18 protein-coding genes are annotated in these 17,093 nt (G+C 46.8%); 7 read left to right on the plus strand and 11 right to left on the minus strand.

Annotated elements, in window-relative coordinates; translation table 11 throughout:
* Positions 1-325: 325 nt before the first annotated feature.
* From NCY57_RS03935 to NCY57_RS03960, 6 genes are all read right to left on the minus strand, one after another.
* Entirely contained in the window at positions 326-1,405 is a 1,080-nt protein-coding gene (locus NCY57_RS03935; RefSeq protein WP_173733873.1) for a hypothetical protein, read from the minus strand.
* Positions 1,406-1,550: 145 nt separating this feature from the next.
* Positions 1,551-1,805, minus strand: coding sequence for an HPr family phosphocarrier protein (locus tag NCY57_RS03940; RefSeq protein ID WP_015526913.1), 255 nt, complete (start codon positions 1,803-1,805; stop codon positions 1,551-1,553).
* The gene (gene whiA / locus NCY57_RS03945; RefSeq protein WP_110103642.1) at positions 1,802-2,758 is read right to left on the minus strand and encodes a DNA-binding protein WhiA; all 957 of its coding nucleotides are present in this window, start codon (positions 2,756-2,758) and stop codon (positions 1,802-1,804) included. The genes NCY57_RS03940 and whiA overlap by 4 nt, the downstream gene beginning before the upstream one ends.
* A 48-nt stretch (positions 2,759-2,806) precedes the next feature.
* Positions 2,807-3,685: an RNase adapter RapZ gene (gene rapZ / locus NCY57_RS03950; protein WP_015526911.1), complete on the minus strand. Its 879-nt coding sequence runs from the start codon at positions 3,683-3,685 to the stop codon at positions 2,807-2,809.
* A gap of 187 nt (positions 3,686-3,872) precedes the next feature.
* Positions 3,873-4,790 carry a UDP-N-acetylmuramate dehydrogenase gene (gene murB / locus NCY57_RS03955; protein ID WP_250789501.1) on the minus strand — a complete coding sequence of 306 codons (918 nt, stop codon included), beginning with the start codon at positions 4,788-4,790 and terminating at the stop codon, positions 3,873-3,875.
* A 117-nt stretch (positions 4,791-4,907) separates the two neighbouring features.
* Entirely contained in the window at positions 4,908-5,639 is a 732-nt protein-coding gene (locus tag NCY57_RS03960) for a tRNA threonylcarbamoyladenosine dehydratase (protein WP_022426384.1), read from the minus strand.
* A 191-nt stretch (positions 5,640-5,830) separates the two neighbouring features.
* Here NCY57_RS03960 and NCY57_RS03965 point away from each other — a divergent pair, with 191 nt between their 5' ends.
* The 5 genes from NCY57_RS03965 to NCY57_RS03985 are packed head-to-tail and all read left to right on the plus strand — an operon-like array spanning position 5,831 to position 8,810.
* Positions 5,831-6,247: a stage V sporulation protein AB gene (locus NCY57_RS03965; protein WP_015526908.1), complete on the plus strand. Its 417-nt coding sequence runs from the start codon at positions 5,831-5,833 to the stop codon at positions 6,245-6,247.
* Between the two features lie 41 nt (positions 6,248-6,288).
* A complete protein-coding gene (locus NCY57_RS03970; RefSeq protein WP_118368442.1) occupies positions 6,289-6,747 on the plus strand; it encodes a SpoVA/SpoVAEb family sporulation membrane protein in 459 nt (152 codons plus the stop codon).
* Positions 6,744-7,799 (plus strand): stage V sporulation protein AD, encoded by a 1,056-nt coding sequence (locus NCY57_RS03975; RefSeq protein WP_250789502.1) that lies wholly within the window; start codon positions 6,744-6,746, stop codon positions 7,797-7,799. The genes NCY57_RS03970 and NCY57_RS03975 overlap by 4 nt, the downstream gene beginning before the upstream one ends.
* Positions 7,800-7,801: 2 nt before the next feature.
* On the plus strand, positions 7,802-8,158 hold the full coding sequence (locus NCY57_RS03980) for a SpoVA/SpoVAEb family sporulation membrane protein (RefSeq protein ID WP_059085334.1): 357 nt from the start codon (positions 7,802-7,804) through the stop codon (positions 8,156-8,158).
* A 25-nt stretch (positions 8,159-8,183) separates the two neighbouring features.
* On the plus strand, positions 8,184-8,810 hold the full coding sequence (locus NCY57_RS03985; RefSeq protein ID WP_250789503.1) for a stage V sporulation protein AA: 627 nt from the start codon (positions 8,184-8,186) through the stop codon (positions 8,808-8,810).
* A gap of 122 nt (positions 8,811-8,932) precedes the next feature.
* Here the strand turns inward: NCY57_RS03985 and NCY57_RS03990 are convergent, their stop codons facing one another.
* Together NCY57_RS03990 and NCY57_RS03995 are read right to left on the minus strand one after the other, a co-directional pair.
* Positions 8,933-10,915 (minus strand): sodium-translocating pyrophosphatase, encoded by a 1,983-nt coding sequence (locus NCY57_RS03990; RefSeq protein WP_059085332.1) that lies wholly within the window; start codon positions 10,913-10,915, stop codon positions 8,933-8,935.
* Between the two features lie 195 nt (positions 10,916-11,110).
* Positions 11,111-12,034, minus strand: coding sequence for a 4Fe-4S binding protein (locus tag NCY57_RS03995; RefSeq protein WP_021977051.1), 924 nt, complete (start codon positions 12,032-12,034; stop codon positions 11,111-11,113).
* 191 nt (positions 12,035-12,225) lie between these two features.
* On the opposite strand from NCY57_RS03995, the gene NCY57_RS04000 reads away from it, so the two are divergent.
* Positions 12,226-13,143 carry a LysR family transcriptional regulator gene (locus NCY57_RS04000; RefSeq protein ID WP_015526901.1) on the plus strand — a complete coding sequence of 306 codons (918 nt, stop codon included), beginning with the start codon at positions 12,226-12,228 and terminating at the stop codon, positions 13,141-13,143.
* Between the two features lie 119 nt (positions 13,144-13,262).
* Here NCY57_RS04000 and NCY57_RS04005 read toward each other — a convergent pair whose 3' ends face one another.
* Both NCY57_RS04005 and rfbD read right to left on the minus strand, forming a co-directional pair.
* The gene (locus NCY57_RS04005; RefSeq protein WP_015526900.1) at positions 13,263-14,561 is read right to left on the minus strand and encodes a dicarboxylate/amino acid:cation symporter; all 1,299 of its coding nucleotides are present in this window, start codon (positions 14,559-14,561) and stop codon (positions 13,263-13,265) included.
* A 1-nt stretch (position 14,562) separates the two neighbouring features.
* Complete coding sequence (gene rfbD / locus NCY57_RS04010) at positions 14,563-15,414, minus strand: dTDP-4-dehydrorhamnose reductase (RefSeq protein WP_015526899.1); 852 nt, start codon at positions 15,412-15,414, stop codon at positions 14,563-14,565.
* Positions 15,415-15,809: 395 nt separating this feature from the next.
* Between rfbD and NCY57_RS04015 the strand changes: the two genes are divergently transcribed.
* Entirely contained in the window at positions 15,810-16,307 is a 498-nt protein-coding gene (locus tag NCY57_RS04015) for a QueT transporter family protein (protein ID WP_015526895.1), read from the plus strand.
* Positions 16,308-16,369: 62 nt separating this feature from the next.
* On the opposite strand, the gene NCY57_RS04020 is transcribed toward NCY57_RS04015, so the two are convergent.
* On the minus strand, positions 16,370-17,092 hold the full coding sequence (locus tag NCY57_RS04020; RefSeq protein WP_021650746.1) for a SigF/SigG family RNA polymerase sporulation sigma factor: 723 nt from the start codon (positions 17,090-17,092) through the stop codon (positions 16,370-16,372).
* Between the last annotated feature and the right edge of the window lies 1 nt (position 17,093).

The following is a 17,093-nucleotide window of genomic DNA, read 5'->3' on the forward strand; positions in this document are numbered from 1 at the left end:
CTTATATAGCAGTACGACAAGCGGCGACTGTACACATCTCCGTGTGTGTCATGGTATATTTGCACACACGTCCCATCCCAAGATGGTTATTGAACTTTGTACAGTGACTTGTCGTCAGTTTCCTAACTTGACATTCGCTCCACGGAAAACCTGCCAGTGTGGCAGCAACCTCGCGCTTCATAGCTATCAATGTCACAGCAAGGATTAGTATATACGATGATTCTTCAGAATGCAAGCCTTTTTTTAAATTTTTTTGATTTTTTTTAAAAAAGAAGAAAATGGCTCATTTCTGAACCATTTTCTTCTTATATAATAGGTACTTATTTTATTCTTCCATATCGTCCACATCACCACTGATGATATCCGAGTAATCAAACAGTGTAACCTTCGTGATGTCATCCTTAACGATATCCGGTGCATCACCGGCCTTCTTTACGCGGCTTGCAAGCTGCGCTGCGGAATAAGACGGCATCGCAAGGCTTCCAATGGTAACCGGCTCCTCTTCCTCTTCCGGAACCTCTTCGACCTTTCCGGCCGGATGCGGCTTTCTGTTTTCTTCAACCGTACGTTCTGCCATTTCCAGTCTGGAAAGCATATCTGCTTCTTCTGAAGTGGCTGCTGCAATCTCTTTCTTAAGTTCCGCATGAGCTTCACTTGCGGCAGTCTGTGCAGTCTGCTGTATGGCAGCCTTCTTTTTATTCTCCGAATAGCCTGTAACATCCTCTTCGTCAATCTCATCTACGAAACCGCCCGTACGGACCTTACGCTTATCTGCTTTTTTATTTTTGTGTTTTCGTGCCTTTTCTTCCTGAATGATCTCTTTTTCTTCTTCCTTCATTCTTATGGCACGTGCTTTTTCTTCCTGCTTCAGTTCTTTCCTGGACTTCACATAACCCGGTTCCGGATCGTTCACATCTTCCTCAATATCATCCGGCTCTTTCTTCCAGAGTTCTGCGATCACATACAGGATGATCAGGAACAATACGACCAGACCAAGAATGATCAGGCCTTCAATACTTTCTGTAGCCACCATAAGATATCCCACATAGCCAATGGTAACTACAACTTTTGGAACATAATCTCCAACCTTAATGGTAAAAGTCTTTCCTCCGGAAACGGACTGATCTGTTACTGTTCCGGTTCCCTTGGAGGCATCGAGATTGGTGATCGTATATTTATATGTCTCGGAATCTTTCTGTACAAGGATCGGAGTACCTGCGCTGATCGCAGAACTCTTCTCCGGGATCGCATATGTAACAGATCCGACTGGGAGGTTCGTTGCCTTATCGGATTTATCCACGATCACTGTTCTCACCCCGAAGAACGGCGGAAGAACAAGTCCCAGTACACAGATCAGTGTGCATATCACAACAAAATGTACGATAAATTTCAATACTTTTGACATAGGTAATCTTCCTCTTTCATATTTGTAGGTACTTTGAAGCGGAAAGGGATACAGCGGGAATCGGTCTTCCTTTCCGTCTGTATCCCTTTATATTCCACATCCGCAGGAATCTACCATTTTCCGCGGACTGCTCTGTTCCAACTGATTACTGGTTGCTTAAATACTGTTCAATGCTCTCCATCGCTGCATTCTCATCATCACCGTTGGCAGACAGTGTAATCTCTTCTCCAGCGTCAAGTCCCAGAGTCATCATTCCCATAATGCTCTTTGCATTGACTCTTTTTTTGCCAATCTCAACATAAATTTCACTGTTAAACTGGCTTGCCACCTGAACAAGCTGTGCTACAGGTCTTGCCTCCAGTCCAGTGGATAAGTTGATAGTGATTGGTTTTTTAATCATAATAGCTCCTCCTTGTTCTCCCGCAGCTCATCTGCGATCTCACTCAGCTTGCGAAGCCGGTGATTCACACCTGATTTGCCCACCTGCGGATTCAACATCATACCTAATTCTTTCAGTGTGGCATCCGGATACTGCAGTCTCAGCCTGGCTATCTGTGCCAATCCATCACTTAAGCTCTCAAAGCCGATAGTTCTGCTGATCAGCTGTATATCTTCCACCTGTCTCACTGCCGCATTTACCGTTTTATTGATATTCGCAGCCTCACAGTTCACCTTACGGTTTACCGTGTTACGCATTTCCTTAAGTATCCGGATGTTCTCCAGATCCATAAGGGCTACGTTCGCCTCCATGACTGCCAGCATGTCAACGATCTGCGCGCCTTCCTTCACATAGACCACATATGATTTCTTGCGCACCACAATTTTAGCTTCTACGTGAAAACTGCGGATAATCCCCTGTAATTGTTCTGCTTTCCTGCTGTCCGGACACACGATCTCAAAATGATACCCTTTCTCTGGATCACTGATCGAACCGGACGACAAAAAAGTACCGCGAATAAATGCCCGCTTGCAACAGTTCATCTGAACCACAAGCGAATTATCCATTTCAAGTAAACCGGTTTCGTTATCCACAGAAAGCTTTGTCCCCTGCAGTACTTCCTCTGTTCTGGCAGGATCCGTAACCTCAACAAGATATACCTTACCCCGTTTGAGATGAGCCCCTTCCCGGATAACAATCGCTGTCTCTATATTAAAGGTTTTTCGCAATAATGTAAAGCTTTTTCTTGCAACTGCTTCATTTTCTGTCTGGATCCATAGTTTTCTGTTTCCATCCGACATTTTTTCCACACGGCCGCAGCCGCAGAGCAGTGCCGCCAGTTCTGCCACCTGACAGTGCCTGGCCAGACTAAGCTGTCCTGAAAGTTCTTCTTTGACTTTTCCTGAAAATGACATCCCGAACCCTCTTTTACTGTTTCCCTGCCACCCTTTTCATCGCGGCAGTTATTTTTTCAGAAGTCTGTCCTTCTCCGCATCCCTGTGCTCCAGGCGGATGCCGTATTCATCCGATTTGGAAAGCCTGGAAAAAAGTTCTCTGGCAATCGTAACAGAACGATGTTTCCCCCCTGTACATCCGATACCGATCACAAGGCTTGTTTTCCCTTCTTTAATGTAGTTAGGGATCAGAAAACGGATCATATCCTCCAGTTTGTCCGCGAAGGCTTTCGCCGTATCACTGGCCATCACATAATTGAACACTTCATCGTCAAGGCCTGTCAGAGGACGCAGTTCATCCACATAATAGGGATTGGGAAGAAATCGCACATCAAACACAAGATCTGCATCTGCCGGGATTCCATACTTAAAGCCGAAGGAAAGCACAGAGATCATGATATTGCTGAACTCTCTGTCATCCACAAAGATCTTTTCGATTTCCTGGCGAAGCTCCCTGGTAAGCAGATGGCTGGTATCAATGATATAATCCGCACGTTTCCGGAGAAATTTTGTTTTCTCACGTTCCAGGCGGATTCCCTCATCCACTCTCCCTGCTCTTGCCAGCGGGTGGCTTCTTCTGGATTCTTTATAGCGTTTTACAAGGACCGAATCCTCTGCATCCATAAACAGGATCTCGTAATCATACCCGGTCTGCTTCATACGGTCCAGAACTACTTCCAGTTCATCAAGGGCACTTCCGCTTCTGGCATCGATCCCAAGAGCCACATTTCTAACATTTTCGCTCTGCATCTCAGGAAGAAGGGAAGCAAATTTTTCCAGAAGCTGGATTGGAAGATTATCCACGCAGAAATATCCCATATCCTCCAACATTTTAAGTGCAGCTGTTTTTCCTGCTCCTGACACACCTGTAACGATCACAAAACGCATAGTCTCTCTTCCTTTCCATTTCTTCTTCCGTTATCTGCAAAGCGTACATACGCATTCCTGTTACCTCTGTTTCGTATCCTGGGTACCTGAAAGCCGGACTACGCTGAGCCTTTTAGGTCTGTGCGATCGGATCCACAGACAAGTAAGTGGTATAATTATTTTGAAAACGATGTACCAGAAATGGTCATCAGGCTTCAAAATCACCCAGGAACTTCACCTCCGGTTCCAGCGTAACTCCATATTTCTTATAAACGATATCCCTGACATTATCCATCAGCGTGCGGACATCCCTGGCAGTTGCACCGCCTGCATTGATCACAAAGCCACAGTGTTTCTCAGAAACCTGTGCACCACCTACCTGATATCCAGCAAGACCGCTGTCCATGATCAGCTTACCTGCAAAATATCCCTCCGGTCTCTTAAAGGTACTTCCAGCACTGGGATACTCCAACGGCTGTTTGGTGGTACGACGGATCGTCAGATCTTTCATGGTCTCACGGATCACTTCCGGATTTCCCTCCTTCAGCTGCAACTTTGCTTCCAGCACGATATAACCTGCGGTTTTGATGATGCTGGTACGATATCCCAGTTCCAGTTTATCTGCCGGAAGGGTAACGATCGCTCCCTCCTCATCCATCACAGTTACCTCTGTGAGAACATCCTTCATCTCGCCGCCATAGGCACCTGCATTCATCACAACCGCACCGCCCATAGTTCCCGGGATCCCGCCTGCAAACTCAAAGCCTGTAAGAGCTGCATTTTTTGCTGCTGCTGCCACCGATGAAAGCAGCGCACCTGCCTGTACGGTGATCTCTGTTCCTTCTACGGTAACGGCAGACATATTTTTGTAGATCTGGATAACCGCACCACGGTAACCGCCGTCTCCTACTAGAAGATTACTTCCATTTCCGAGGATAAAATAAGGGATCGCACTTTCTTTACAGATTTTTACGATACGCCCCACATCTGTGTCTTTATCCGGCATCAGAAAATAATCCGCCGGACCTCCGATCTTAAAAGTTGTATGACGGCTCATTGCTTCGCCTGTAAAAACACGTTCTTCTCCAAGAAGATCGCAGAACTTTTTTATGATTTCTGAATTCACTTTTTATTTCCTCAGTCTTTCTGTTTTATTTCTGTAAAGCAGACATTACTGTTCCGCCTTGACTCATGCTCATGAACTGGATCTGTCCGTGATCTGCGCTCCATTTCTCATTTGCTGTCAGCTGTGTGAAACGTTTCCGGCTGACAGTATATCCCGCACAACTTCTCCCGCCAGCAGATATCCCGCAGTCCCTGTCACAAAGGAAATATTTCCTTCGGCAGGCTTCTTCACCATAGTTCTTCTCCGTCTGAAAAGCTTTTCTTTTGCCGGTTGTTCTCTGGAATACAGTACTTTGAGTTTACGTATTCCCTGTTTACGCAGTTCTTTTTTTATGATCCTGGCCGCCGGGCATACTGTGGTCCTGCTGATATCCGCAACCTCAAGTCTAGACGGGTCTATCTTGTCCCCGATGTCCAGGCAGGAGATCACAGGCACACGTTCCTCCCTTGCTCTGCTGATCAGAAGCAGTTTTGACGACAGTGTTCCCATTGTATCCACAATATAATCAAAGGAACGCAATTCAAACATTCCCGCAGTCTCCTCATTATAAAAGGTTTCGTAGGTATGCACCAAAATATTCTCATCAATATCCCGGATTCTCTTCTTGGCCGCCTCTACCTTGCTCATTCCCAGAGTAGAATGAAGTGCCAGCACCTGGCTTCCGATATTCGTCAATGTGATCTTTTCATGATCGATCAGTGTCAGACTCCCCACACCGCAGCGCGCAAGTGACTCTGCCACCTGTGATCCGGCTCCGCCAAGACCGAATACTGCAATTTTCGCCCTGCTGAGTTTTTTTACACCTGTATTTCCAACGAGCAATTCCATACGTGAAAAAGCATCCTGCATATCCGTCCTCCTGACACTGTTTTTTCTTTTGATTGAGAAAGACAGCGCCTGTCCGCCGCTGTCCATATTCTTTTTTATTATACTATCTCTGTCCGTAAATGTACAGATATTCTTGTTTTTTAAGATTTTCGCATAAAAAATTTATATTTTCTCATACTATTCCCATACAATCCCACAAGGAGGTTCTGTCCATGCTTCAACAGCTGATTCTGTGCTTTATCGGTTTCTGTGCCGGGATCATCGTTGCAGGAGGTGTCTCCGGACTGCTGATCGGCCTTTCCATTGTTCCCCGCTATGCAGGTATCACGCATACAGCTGACCAGATTTTTCTTTATGAAGATCTGACACTTCTGGGAACAGTTGCCGGAACCGTCGTCACCCTGTTTCCGATCAGAATTCCGCTGGGACCTTTTTTCCTGGCTGTCTGCGGAGTATTTTTCGGAATTTTCCTGGGCGGCTGGATCCTTGCACTGGCAGAGATCGCAAAAGTCTTTCCCGTCTTTGCCAGACGGCTGAAGCTCTCTCAGGGGCTTTCTCCAGTAATAATTTCCATTGCCGCCGGAAAAGCCCTGGGCTCCCTGTTTTATTATGCCATGAGCTGGATGTAATTCTTACTGTCACTCTACCATCTCACGAAAGGATTTTCCATATGCAAAATATCAACAAAAAAAAATATGAACAATATGTCAAGCAGCTTACTCCCACCCACAGTCTGCCGCTGAATATGGCAAAAGCTTTTCTCACAGGCGGACTGATCTGTCTTCTTGGACAGGTTATCTTAAACACAGCACAGGCTCTCGGTGCAGATGCTTCCGATTCCAGAACCTGGTGTTCTGTCCTTCTCATTCTCTTAAGCGTCCTTCTCACGGGCTTTGGTATTTATCCCAAAATCGGTAAATTCGGCGGTGCAGGAAGTCTTGTTCCCATTACCGGATTCGCCAACTCAGTGGCTGCATCCGCCATTGAGTTCCGGGCAGAAGGACAGGTTTTCGGCATAGGGTGCAAGATCTTTACTATTGCAGGCCCTGTGATCCTCTACGGCATCTTAAGCGCCTGGGGACTGGGTGTAATCTATTATATCCTAAAGATCCTGGAGGTGATATCATGAGCAAAAGTCTCAGACTTGGCGCAGCCAGCATTGCATTTTCACAGCCTTTGTATATCGAAAGCGCCGCATCCATCGTCAGTCAGAAAGAGGCGGACGGTCCTCTTGGAGATCTTTTTGACCTGGTCTGTAAAGATCCCATGTTTGGCTGTGACACCTGGGAATCTGCGGAAAGCACACTGCAGAAAGAAACTGCCACTCAGGCCATAAGCAAAGCCGGACTGAGCTCCGAAGATATCCATCTGATGTTCGCCGGAGATCTTCTCGCTCAGACATCAGCCACCTGTTTCGGCTCCGCTGGACTTGGAATTCCCTTTTACGGTCTTTACGGCGCCTGCTCCACCATAGGGGAAGCACTTTCTCTCGGTTCCCTTGCTCTGACCGCCGGATTCGGCACACGAGTCTTATGTGCCACTTCCAGCCATTTCGCAAGTGCGGAAAAAGAATTTCGTTTTCCCCTGGGATACGGAAACCAGCGGCCGTTTTCTGCCACCTGGACAGTAACCGGAAGCGGTGCCTGTATCCTAAGTACATCTCCTCCCGGAGAAAAAGCTCCTCTGCGCTCCGGCAAAGGCTGTGCTGCTATCACCGGCCTTACTGCCGGCCGTGTGATGGATTACGGTCTCAGGGATTCCATGAACATGGGAGGCTGTATGGCTCCTGCGGCCTGCGATACCATTGCACGAAGCTTTTCGGATTTCGGGCGGACGCCTTCGGATTATGATGCCGTCTTTACCGGGGATCTGGGGATCATCGGGCAGAAAATTCTCCTGGATCTTCTGGAGGAACAAAATATCCGGCTTTCTCCCATTCATAAAGACTGCGGTATCCTGATCTATGACAATCCTTCTCAGGACACCCACGCAGGAGGAAGCGGCTGCGGCTGTTCTGCTGTAGTCCTTGCCTCCTATATCCTTCCGAAGATTGTATCCGGAGAATGGAAGCGGATCCTTTTTGTACCAACAGGAGCGCTTCTTTCCAAAGTAAGCTTTAATGAAGGTGACAGTATTCCGGGTATTGCCCACGGAGTTGTCATCGAGCATATGGAGGTATGAGCATGGATTACTTTAACGCATTCTGGTTTGGCGGCCTTGTCTGTGCCCTGATCCAGATCCTTCTGGACAAGACAAAGCTGATGCCTGGCCGTGTGATGGTACTTCTGGTATGTAGCGGCGCCCTGTTAAGTGCCGTTGGCGTCTACCGGCCGCTGGTGGATTTTGCAGGTGCCGGGGCCTCCGTCCCGCTGATCGGTTTCGGACATGTATTATGGGAGGGTATGAAAAAAGCCATTGAAGAAGACGGCATCCTTGGGCTTTTTACAGGAGGCTTCACTGCCTGTGCTGCCGGAGTTTCCTCCGCCCTGATCTTCTCTTATCTGGCCAGTCTCTTCTTCCGTCCAAAAATGAAAAAATAATATTCCGGGAAAGGAGTTTTTTCTCATGAGTGATACTCTTTATCTGCAGCTGGATCAGAACATTGAAGTCACCAACCCACATGTATATCTTCAGGATATCGCTGCACTTTCCATGAGTGACCCCAAAATCCTCAATCGTCTGCGGGTCATGCCTGTGATCGTTCTGGATGCGAAAAATCCCGGACGCTATGTGATGTCTGTCTCGGATCTTCTGAAAAAGATCCAGAAGCTGGAACCCTCCATTGATATTTCTCCCATCGGGGAAACGGATTTTATCATCACCTACCGCATCAGCTCTGCCACAGGGAAAATTTTCCGGTATGTGAAAATCCTTTTTGTATGCCTGGTTTCCTTTTTCGGCGCCGCTTTTTCCATTATGACCTTTAATAATGACGTAGATATGGGCAGCCTTTTTAGCCAGTTTTACACTCTTGTTACGGGAAAAAGTTCCTCCGGCTTTACCATCCTGGAGATTTCCTACTCCATCGGGATCGGCCTCGGCGTACTGATCTTCTTTAATCATTTCGGGCATCTGAAGCTAAGCGATGATCCCACACCTATGCAGGTGCAGATGCGGACCTATGAGGATGATGTAAACCGGACACTGATTGAACAGGCTGCACGAACAGAAAATCCAGAAACTGACTCATAACCAGAGCACACTCTCATATCCGTACAATTCCGCCGCCTGTCGCACAAAAAAAGCTCCCTGCAGATTTCTCTGCAAAGAGCTTTTTTATATAATATGGGTTTACTTTTTTTCTGAAATGATATTTACAGAAGTCCTCCGATGGATAAGAACAGAGGAGCAAATACCAGTGATACAATAGTCATAAGCTTGATCAGGATGTTAATGGAAGGCCCTGATGTATCTTTGAACGGATCGCCGACTGTATCGCCGACAACGGCTGCTTTGTGCGCCTCGCTGCCTTTTCCGCCATGATGACCTGTCTCGATGTATTTTTTTGCATTATCCCATGCACCACCTGCGTTGGACATGAAGATCGCCATCAGTACACCTGTTACAAGAGCACCGGAAAGAAGTCCTCCAAGAGCCTCAACGCCAAGAACAACACCTACGATAACCGGAACAACGACCGCCATGATTCCAGGAAGCATCATCTCGTGAAGAGCTGCTGTTGTGGAGATCGCAACGCATGATTTGTAATCCGGTTTCTCGGTACCCTTCATGATACCCGGTTTCTCACGGAACTGGCGTCTTACTTCCTCGATCATCTTGTAAGCAGCCTTGGAAACGGATTCCATTGTGAAGGCCGAGAAGAGGAATGTAAGCATACCACCGATAAAGATACCGATCGTAACACGAGGAGCAAGGATATTGATCGCATCCAGATTTACTGCATTCGCATAAGATACAAACAGAGCAAGCGCTGTAAGAGCTGCGGAACCGATCGCGAAGCCTTTACCCATAGCTGCTGTTGTGTTACCTACAGAATCAAGCTTATCTGTGATCTCACGAACTGACTCATCCAGACCTGACATCTCTGCAATACCACCGGCATTGTCAGCGATGGGTCCATACGCGTCAACGGCAACTGTGATTCCTGTTGTGGAAAGCATACCAACTGCTGCAAGAGCGATTCCGTATAATCCATCCACACCGTATGCTACAAAAATACCAACACAGATCAGCAGGATCGGGAATGCTGTAGATTTCATACCTACTGCGATACCACTGATGATAGTTGTAGCTGCACCTGTCTCAGACTGCTCGCCGATTCCCTGAACCGGTTTATAATCTGCAGATGTGTAATACTCTGTAATGTTTCCGATGATGACACCGACAACAAGACCTGCGATCACAGCGATGGCTGCCTTCATGTCTCCGAAGAGAGTCTTGCTGAGGATCAGGGACACAATGATAACAAGTGTTGCAGATACATAGCTTCCTCTTGTGAGGGCTTTCTGCGGATTGGAATTATCATCACCTTTTACAAAGAATGTTGCAATGATGGATGCGATCAGTCCACAGCCTGCAATAGCCAGCGGATAGAGAACACCGGAAACTGCTCCGGCTACCGCACCAAGTGTAAGGGCAGATACCAGAGATCCTACATAGGACTCAAAAAGGTCTGCACCCATACCAGCAACATCACCTACGTTATCACCTACGTTATCCGCGATAACAGCCGGGTTACGAGGGTCATCCTCCGGGATTCCTGCCTCAACCTTACCTACAAGGTCAGCTCCTACGTCAGCTGCCTTTGTATAGATTCCACCACCAACACGTGCAAACAGTGCGATGGAAGAAGCACCAAGGCTGAATCCAGAAAGTACGTCAACGTTCTTTGTGATGATATACACAACGCTGACACCCAGTGCACCAAGACCTGCAACACACATACCCATAACAGCACCGCCGGAGAATGCAATGGAAAGAGCCTTGTTCATTCCTCCCTCTTTTGCTGCATTTGCTGTTCTTACATTAGCCTTTGTTGCAACGGTCATACCGCAGTATCCTGCGATTGTTGAAAACAGAGCACCTACTACGAAGCAGATTGCTGTTACCCAGCTTCCAACTCCGATTCCGATCAGTACAAAAAGTACGGCTACAAAAATAACCAGGATCTTGTACTCTGCTGTTAAGAAGGCGCGGGCACCTTCTGCGATCGCACCTGCGATCTCCTTCATTCTGTCTGTTCCTGCATCCTGCTTGCTGACCTTCGCTGCAAGGTATGCTGCGAACAGAAGTGCCAGTACTGCTGCCACCGGCACCAAATACATGTAGTTTTCCACTCTTTTTACCTCCGTTCATGTATTGTTAATACTTTATCACATTATTTTGCATATTTCAAATAGAATTTTCACTTAGTTTTTTGTTAATATTGTGATATAATAAAAATTTATATAAATGGGATAAAAATTTTTTATATTATTGCTCGCATTTTTTCAGTTTCAGACAGCTTATATAATAGGAAGTTTTTTATATCTCTATTTGGACAAAATTTCCATTTTTCTTTCCAGAAGATTTTTTTCCAATAATTGTTTTTCTGCATTTTCGAATCCAATTCGTTCTATAGTCTCGGCAAAACGTTCTCCCTTTAATCCCTGGTCCTTAAAAAGCAGGATTGCCTTCTCAATAACATCCAGTGCCTCTTCCTCTGACGTAAAGATCCGGTTCAGGGCCTTTCCATGAGAAATTTTCTTTCCCCAGCGTCCACCGATATAGATCTTGAATCCGTAGGTACCGTCCGGGATGGAATGGAATGGACATTTTCCCACACACCTTCCGCAGTGTCTGCAAAGCTCCTCATCAATGTGCAGTTTCCCGTCAACGACTTTCGCCACTTTGTTTGGACATGCAGCTTCAATGGCACATTTTTTGCATCCCTTGCATGCCTCGCTGTCAAAGTGCGGGATCCTCTGTCCGATGATCCCCACATCATTCAGATTTGGTTTCACACAGTTATTCGGGCATCCGCCTACTGCGATCTTAAATTTATGCGGCAGTGCAACCTGACGGTAGCCTTTATAGAATCTCCGGAAAATCTCTTCTGAAATTGCATAGGAATCCAGAAGTCCATACTGACAGGTGGTTCCCTTGCAGGATACTACCGGTCGGACCTTTGCTCCTGTTCCTCCTGTCTCCAGACCTTCCTTCGCAATAAATTCCTGAAACTCTTCGATCTTTTCGTAGGGGATTCCCTGGATCTCCACGGAAAGCCTGGTCGTGTAGGTAAGATTTCCGTTGCCGAATTTCTCTGCTGCTTCCGCCATACATCTGTGCTGTGCCGCTGTCACCTTTCCGTTTACAGTGATCACCCGTGCAGAAAATTCATCGGTTCCCCGGTTATTTAAAAACCCCTGCCCCTTCAGTCTTTTCTCTTCCTCTTTGCTTACAGTTAATGCTGACATATTTCCTCCTCCTAGTCTCACCGGCATTCCGATACTTTCCCACGGTATCGTTGCCCTGTATTTTGTAATGTTGAAATCGTTTTCACGTACTTCCTACTATACCACTTGAAGATGTATTTGAGAAATGATATTATTTTATAAAAATGATAGGTTTTACCTATATACCAATTTACAATAAAAGGAGATTCCATATGACCATCCGCCATCTCACTGTTTTTGCGGCCGTTGCGGAACAGGGCTCCATGAGTGCTGCTGCCAAACATCTTTATCTTTCCCAGCCAACAGTCAGTCAGGCCGTCCGTGAGCTGGAAGCTCATTATAACGGCCTTCTCTTTGAACGTCTTGGAAAAAAGCTTTATCTCACAGAACGGGGAAAGCTTCTTCTTCCCCATGCCCGTGAAATGATCCGCCAGTTTCAGCAGCTGGAAGAGCTGATGCAGAACCAGGGACAGTCTTCCACCCTGAAGCTTGGCTCCACCCTCACTGTGGGAACCTGCCTGACCCCATCCATTATCCTGGATCTGCAGAAAAAAATCCCGGACCTTGACGTTTACTCCTTTGTCACCAACACGCAAAATATCGAACAGAAGCTTCTGCGTTCTGAGCTGGACGCTGCTGTGGTAGAAGGTGAGATCCATTCCCCGGACCTTGTCGTTCTTCCCATCATCGACGACTGTCTGGTCCTTGCCGCCGGAAAAAAGCATCCGTTTTACCGCAGAGGACGCATCCATGTCCAGGAGCTGAACAACCAGAAATTTGCAGTCCGGGAATATGGAAGCGGTACCAGACAGCTTTTTGAGGACTATACACTTCGCCATGATCTGAAGATCCGGACTGCCTGGGAAGCCAACAGTCCGCGGGCACTGCTGAACGCAGTGCTGTATAACCAGATGCTCTCTGTTATGTCCATCCGTCTTATGCATCATGAGATCCGTCACCGTTCAGTCCGGGTCTTCTGCAACGAAGCAGGGGAATGGAACCGGAAATTCAAGCTGGTCTATCACAAGAATAAATTTCTTACCCCTGCTATCTTTGAGCTGGAAAAGATCCTTCACACCTATCAGCAGCTAGAACTGCCCTCTGTCATGGGTGTTCTGGAACAGGAATAAGCAGGGGACTTACCTGATCCAGTAAAAAAACGGCCGCACATATCGCTCTTACGATATGTACAGCCGTTTTTCGTTTTTTTCTCACCCGACAGGGTCGGATCTTTTTTTGAACCGGATATTTAGTTTGATTCGTTGAACACGTTTTTATCCAGTGCACCGTTCTGGTGTGCAACGATGGTTGTGCAGACTGCATCACCGGTAATGTTAACCGCTGTTCTGGTCATATCCAGGATACGGTCAATACCCATGATCAGACCAATTGCCTCAACCGGAAGTCCTACAGAGTTAAATACCATGGTCAGAGTAACAAGACCAACACTTGGTACACCGGCAGTTCCTACGGAAGCAAGGGTTGCAGTTCCGATAACTGTCACATAATCCATCGGACTTAAGTGGATACCAAAAGCCTGTGCCGCAAATACTACGGCAACACCCTGCATGATAGAGGTACCGTCCATGTTGATGGTAGCTCCAAGAGGAATGGTGAATGAAGAAATCTTCTTGGAAACACCCACTTTTTTGGACAGGGTATCAATGGACATCGGGATCGTGGCATTGGATGTAGCTGTTGAGAATGCAAATGCCATAACCGGGAAAAATTTCTTGATGAATTTTATCGGATTCAGTCCTGTGAAGATCTTCAGCAGGATCTGGTATACGCCGAAGCACTGGATTGCCAGTGCAAGGAGAACACCGATCATATATTTTGCCAGTGGGATAAATGCGCTGAAACCGATGTTTGCAAAGGTTCTGCTGATAAGGCAGAATACACCGATCGGTGCAAGTGCCATGATCATCATGGTCATCTCCATCATGATGTCATTGAACTGGCTGAAAAAGTTCGCTACTGTCTCTGCGCGCTCTCCCATTTTCGCAAGGATCACACCCACGATCAGGGCAAATACGATAACCTGAAGCATGGTTCCGCTTGCCAGGGAATTGATCGGATTGTCCGGAATGATATTCAGGATGGTATCCGTAAGAGAGGTCGCCTCCATAGTCTCCACAGAGGAAGCGGAGGACTGAATAGAGCTCATATCGAGTCCCACACCCGGATTGATCAGATTACCTACCGTCAGAGCAACCGAAACAGCCAGAGCTGTAGTTGCCAGATAAAATACCAGTGTTCTCACACCTACGGTTCCAAGCTTCTTGGTATCACCGATGGACATACTTCCGCAGACAAGGGAACAGAATACCAACGGTACAACCAGCATTTTCATCAGACGGATAAATCCCTGTCCGATCACATAAAGGATTCCCTCCACGATCACATCTTTCTTGAAGCTGCTGTCAGGAACCAGGTAACAGAGAATGATTCCCAGTATCGCACCTGCGATCAGCGCCACAAAGATCTTCGTGGTAAGGCCCATTTTCTTTTTCTGCTGTGTTTTCTCTTTTATATTTTTCTCTTTCATTCTAGTCCTCCGCTCTTTCATCCATATATTCTTTCAGCGATGCTTTCCAGTCCGGCATGTCATACACTTCAATAATACGGAGGATAAAATTATCAAGGACAGCATATGGCGGTCTGACAGAAGAAAGATCTGACTGCTCTGTCGGCACGGATCTCAGTTCGATCTCCTTTCCTGCAAGGCGAAGGATCTCGGTTGCAAACTCATAACGGTTGCATACACCGCTGCAGGTTACGTGATAAGTTCCATATTCGTTGGTATCGATAAGATACAGGATCATTCTTGCCAGATCCTTGGCGCTGGTCGGTGATCCGAACTGATCCGAAGCAACGGAAAGCGCCTGGCCTTTTTCTGCTGTCTCCAGCACACGGTTTACAAAATTGTTTCCGCCTTTTCCGTATACCCAGTTGCTTCGGATAATGAAATGTTTGTGTGTAAACTCTTTTACATAGTTCTCTCCGGCTCTCTTGGAACGGCCGTAAACAGTCAGCGGATTGGTATCGTCAAACTCTGTATACGGTTTTTTGCTCTTTCCGTCGAAAACATCATCTGTGGAAAGCTGGACGATCTTTGCCCCGCATTTTCTTGCCACGATGCTTAAGTTTCTTGCTCCCAGTGCGTTGACACGGTATGCATGTTCCGGATTCTTCTCACACTCATCGGTATCTGTGATACCGGTGCAGTTGATGATCACATCCGGACGGTTAATGGAACCGAAGTTGATCACTTCATCTGTGTCTGTGATATCCAGCTCATCAAGATCTGTGTTCAGAGTCTCGATCTGCATTGGATCCAGAACATCATTCAGTGCCCGTCCGATCTGTCCGTTGGCACCTGCGATCCATACTTTTAACATCTTTCTACCTCCCTGGTGTAATGTGTGTGATACATAAAATAAAGAGACATTGATTTAGATCAAAACCAATGCCCCTTTAACCTATATACTGAAATATATTTTATCAATATCACAAAAAACTGTCAAGAAAAAAGCCCTGTTTCCATAAGGTTCCTGTTGCTTTTGCTTCTGTCTGGTCCTGTTTCAGAGCCAGGGTCTGTCCACACAGGCCAGGGTTATCAAATAGTCAGGATCGTACCTTGCATTTCCACGTCCCTTATGCTATACTCAGTTTCGCTGCAAAAGCCCGCAAAAACCAAGGTCGTACAGGGCTTACAAGGCGGTCACCGCCTATAAATGTGCCGAGTGTTCGTGACCTTCCACTCGTAAAACAAAACTAAAGGAGAATAAAAAACATGAAAAACAAAGGTACTCATTTTCTGGTACAGGGAGCTGCCATTGCAGCTGTATATGTTGTCCTGACACTGGTATTCGCGCCACTTAGCTTCGGTGAAGTTCAGATCCGGTTTTCCGAGGCGCTGACCGTGCTTCCGTTCTTCACACCGGCTGCCATCCCGGGACTGTTCGTGGGATGTATCATCGCCAATCTTCTTGGCGGTGCGATTCCGGTTGACATCATTTTCGGAAGCATTGCCACACTTATCGGTGCATTCTTTACCTACAAGCTTCGCAATACAGGCAAATGGACAGCCCCGATCCCGCCGATCGTTTCCAACATTGTGATCGTTCCTCTTGTGCTTCGTTACGGATATGGCATTAACCTTCCTATCCCGTTTATGATGCTCACAGTAGGAGCCGGCGAATTTATCTCAGCCGGTGTGATCGGTATGATCCTTCTTGGAGCACTTTCCAAATACAAAAATGTACTTTTTCATAAAAAAGCAGCAGTCTGACTAAATCTGCTGCCCACAAAAAGGAGCCATGAGAAAACAGCAGCATTTCTCATGGCTCTCTTTTATTTTTTCTCTGCGGATTCCTGCAGACTGCGCAGGATCCTCTTTTCCATTCTGGATACCTGTACCTGGGATACGCCAAGCTCATGGGCGATCTCCATCTGGGTCATGTTCTGAAAATACCGCATATAGATCAGCCTCCGCTCCTTTGCCTCCAGAGTTCCCAGTATCTCTTCCAGAAAAATCCTGTCCAGTACTTTTTCCTGCCGGTTTTCTTTTTCCGGAAGCTTGTCCATCAGAGAAATCTCCGTTCCCTCACCCTGATAGATCGTTTTGTGAAGAGATTCCACCTCTGCACCGGATTCCATGGTCATTACCAGTTCTTCTATGGAAATTCCCATTTCCTCTGCCATTTCTCCCGTCGTAGGTTCCCGCTCCAGCCGGCGTGTCAGTGCTTCTCTCACCTGATAGATCCTGTAATGGTTTTCCTTCAGAGAACGGCTTACCTTCAGTATCCCGTCGTCCCTGAGATAACGTTTGATCTCTCCGATGATCATGGGAACGGCATAGGTGGAAAATTTCACATCATAGGACATGTCAAACTTATCCACAGCTTTCAGAAGTCCGATGCTGCCGATCTGGAACAGATCCTCCATCTCCACCCCTCGTCCCAGAAAACGCTTTGCCACACTGTATATCAGTCCTGTATTTTCCTCAAACAAAAGATCTCTTGCCGCTTTATCCCCCTGGTGTGCACGCCCGATGAGGACAAGAGTACGATCCATA

The sequence above is a fragment of the Blautia sp. MB18-30 genome (assembly GCF_023669475.1).
In the GTDB taxonomy this organism is placed as follows: domain Bacteria; phylum Bacillota; class Clostridia; order Lachnospirales; family Lachnospiraceae; genus Blautia_A; species Blautia_A fusiformis.

Excerpts from the sequence above, each read along its gene's own strand:
- NCY57_RS03935 (WP_173733873.1), bottom strand. The coding sequence starts at position 1,405 with ATGTCAAAAGTATTGAAATTTATCGTACATTTTGTTGTGATATGCACA.
- NCY57_RS03940 (WP_015526913.1), bottom strand. The coding sequence starts at position 1,805 with ATGATTAAAAAACCAATCACTATCAACTTATCCACTGGACTGGAGGCA.
- whiA (WP_110103642.1), bottom strand. The coding sequence starts at position 2,758 with ATGTCATTTTCAGGAAAAGTCAAAGAAGAACTTTCAGGACAGCTTAGT.
- rapZ (WP_015526911.1), bottom strand. The coding sequence starts at position 3,685 with ATGCGTTTTGTGATCGTTACAGGTGTGTCAGGAGCAGGAAAAACAGCT.
- NCY57_RS03960 (WP_022426384.1), bottom strand. The coding sequence starts at position 5,639 with ATGCAGGATGCTTTTTCACGTATGGAATTGCTCGTTGGAAATACAGGT.
- NCY57_RS03965 (WP_015526908.1), top strand. The coding sequence starts at position 5,831 with ATGCTTCAACAGCTGATTCTGTGCTTTATCGGTTTCTGTGCCGGGATC.
- NCY57_RS03970 (WP_118368442.1), top strand. The coding sequence starts at position 6,289 with ATGCAAAATATCAACAAAAAAAAATATGAACAATATGTCAAGCAGCTT.
- NCY57_RS03975 (WP_250789502.1), top strand. The coding sequence starts at position 6,744 with ATGAGCAAAAGTCTCAGACTTGGCGCAGCCAGCATTGCATTTTCACAG.
- NCY57_RS03980 (WP_059085334.1), top strand. The coding sequence starts at position 7,802 with ATGGATTACTTTAACGCATTCTGGTTTGGCGGCCTTGTCTGTGCCCTG.
- NCY57_RS03985 (WP_250789503.1), top strand. The coding sequence starts at position 8,184 with ATGAGTGATACTCTTTATCTGCAGCTGGATCAGAACATTGAAGTCACC.
- NCY57_RS03995 (WP_021977051.1), bottom strand. The coding sequence starts at position 12,034 with ATGTCAGCATTAACTGTAAGCAAAGAGGAAGAGAAAAGACTGAAGGGG.
- NCY57_RS04000 (WP_015526901.1), top strand. The coding sequence starts at position 12,226 with ATGACCATCCGCCATCTCACTGTTTTTGCGGCCGTTGCGGAACAGGGC.
- NCY57_RS04005 (WP_015526900.1), bottom strand. The coding sequence starts at position 14,561 with ATGAAAGAGAAAAATATAAAAGAGAAAACACAGCAGAAAAAGAAAATG.
- rfbD (WP_015526899.1), bottom strand. The coding sequence starts at position 15,414 with ATGTTAAAAGTATGGATCGCAGGTGCCAACGGACAGATCGGACGGGCA.
- NCY57_RS04015 (WP_015526895.1), top strand. The coding sequence starts at position 15,810 with ATGAAAAACAAAGGTACTCATTTTCTGGTACAGGGAGCTGCCATTGCA.
- NCY57_RS04020 (WP_021650746.1), bottom strand. The coding sequence starts at position 17,092 with ATGGATCGTACTCTTGTCCTCATCGGGCGTGCACACCAGGGGGATAAA.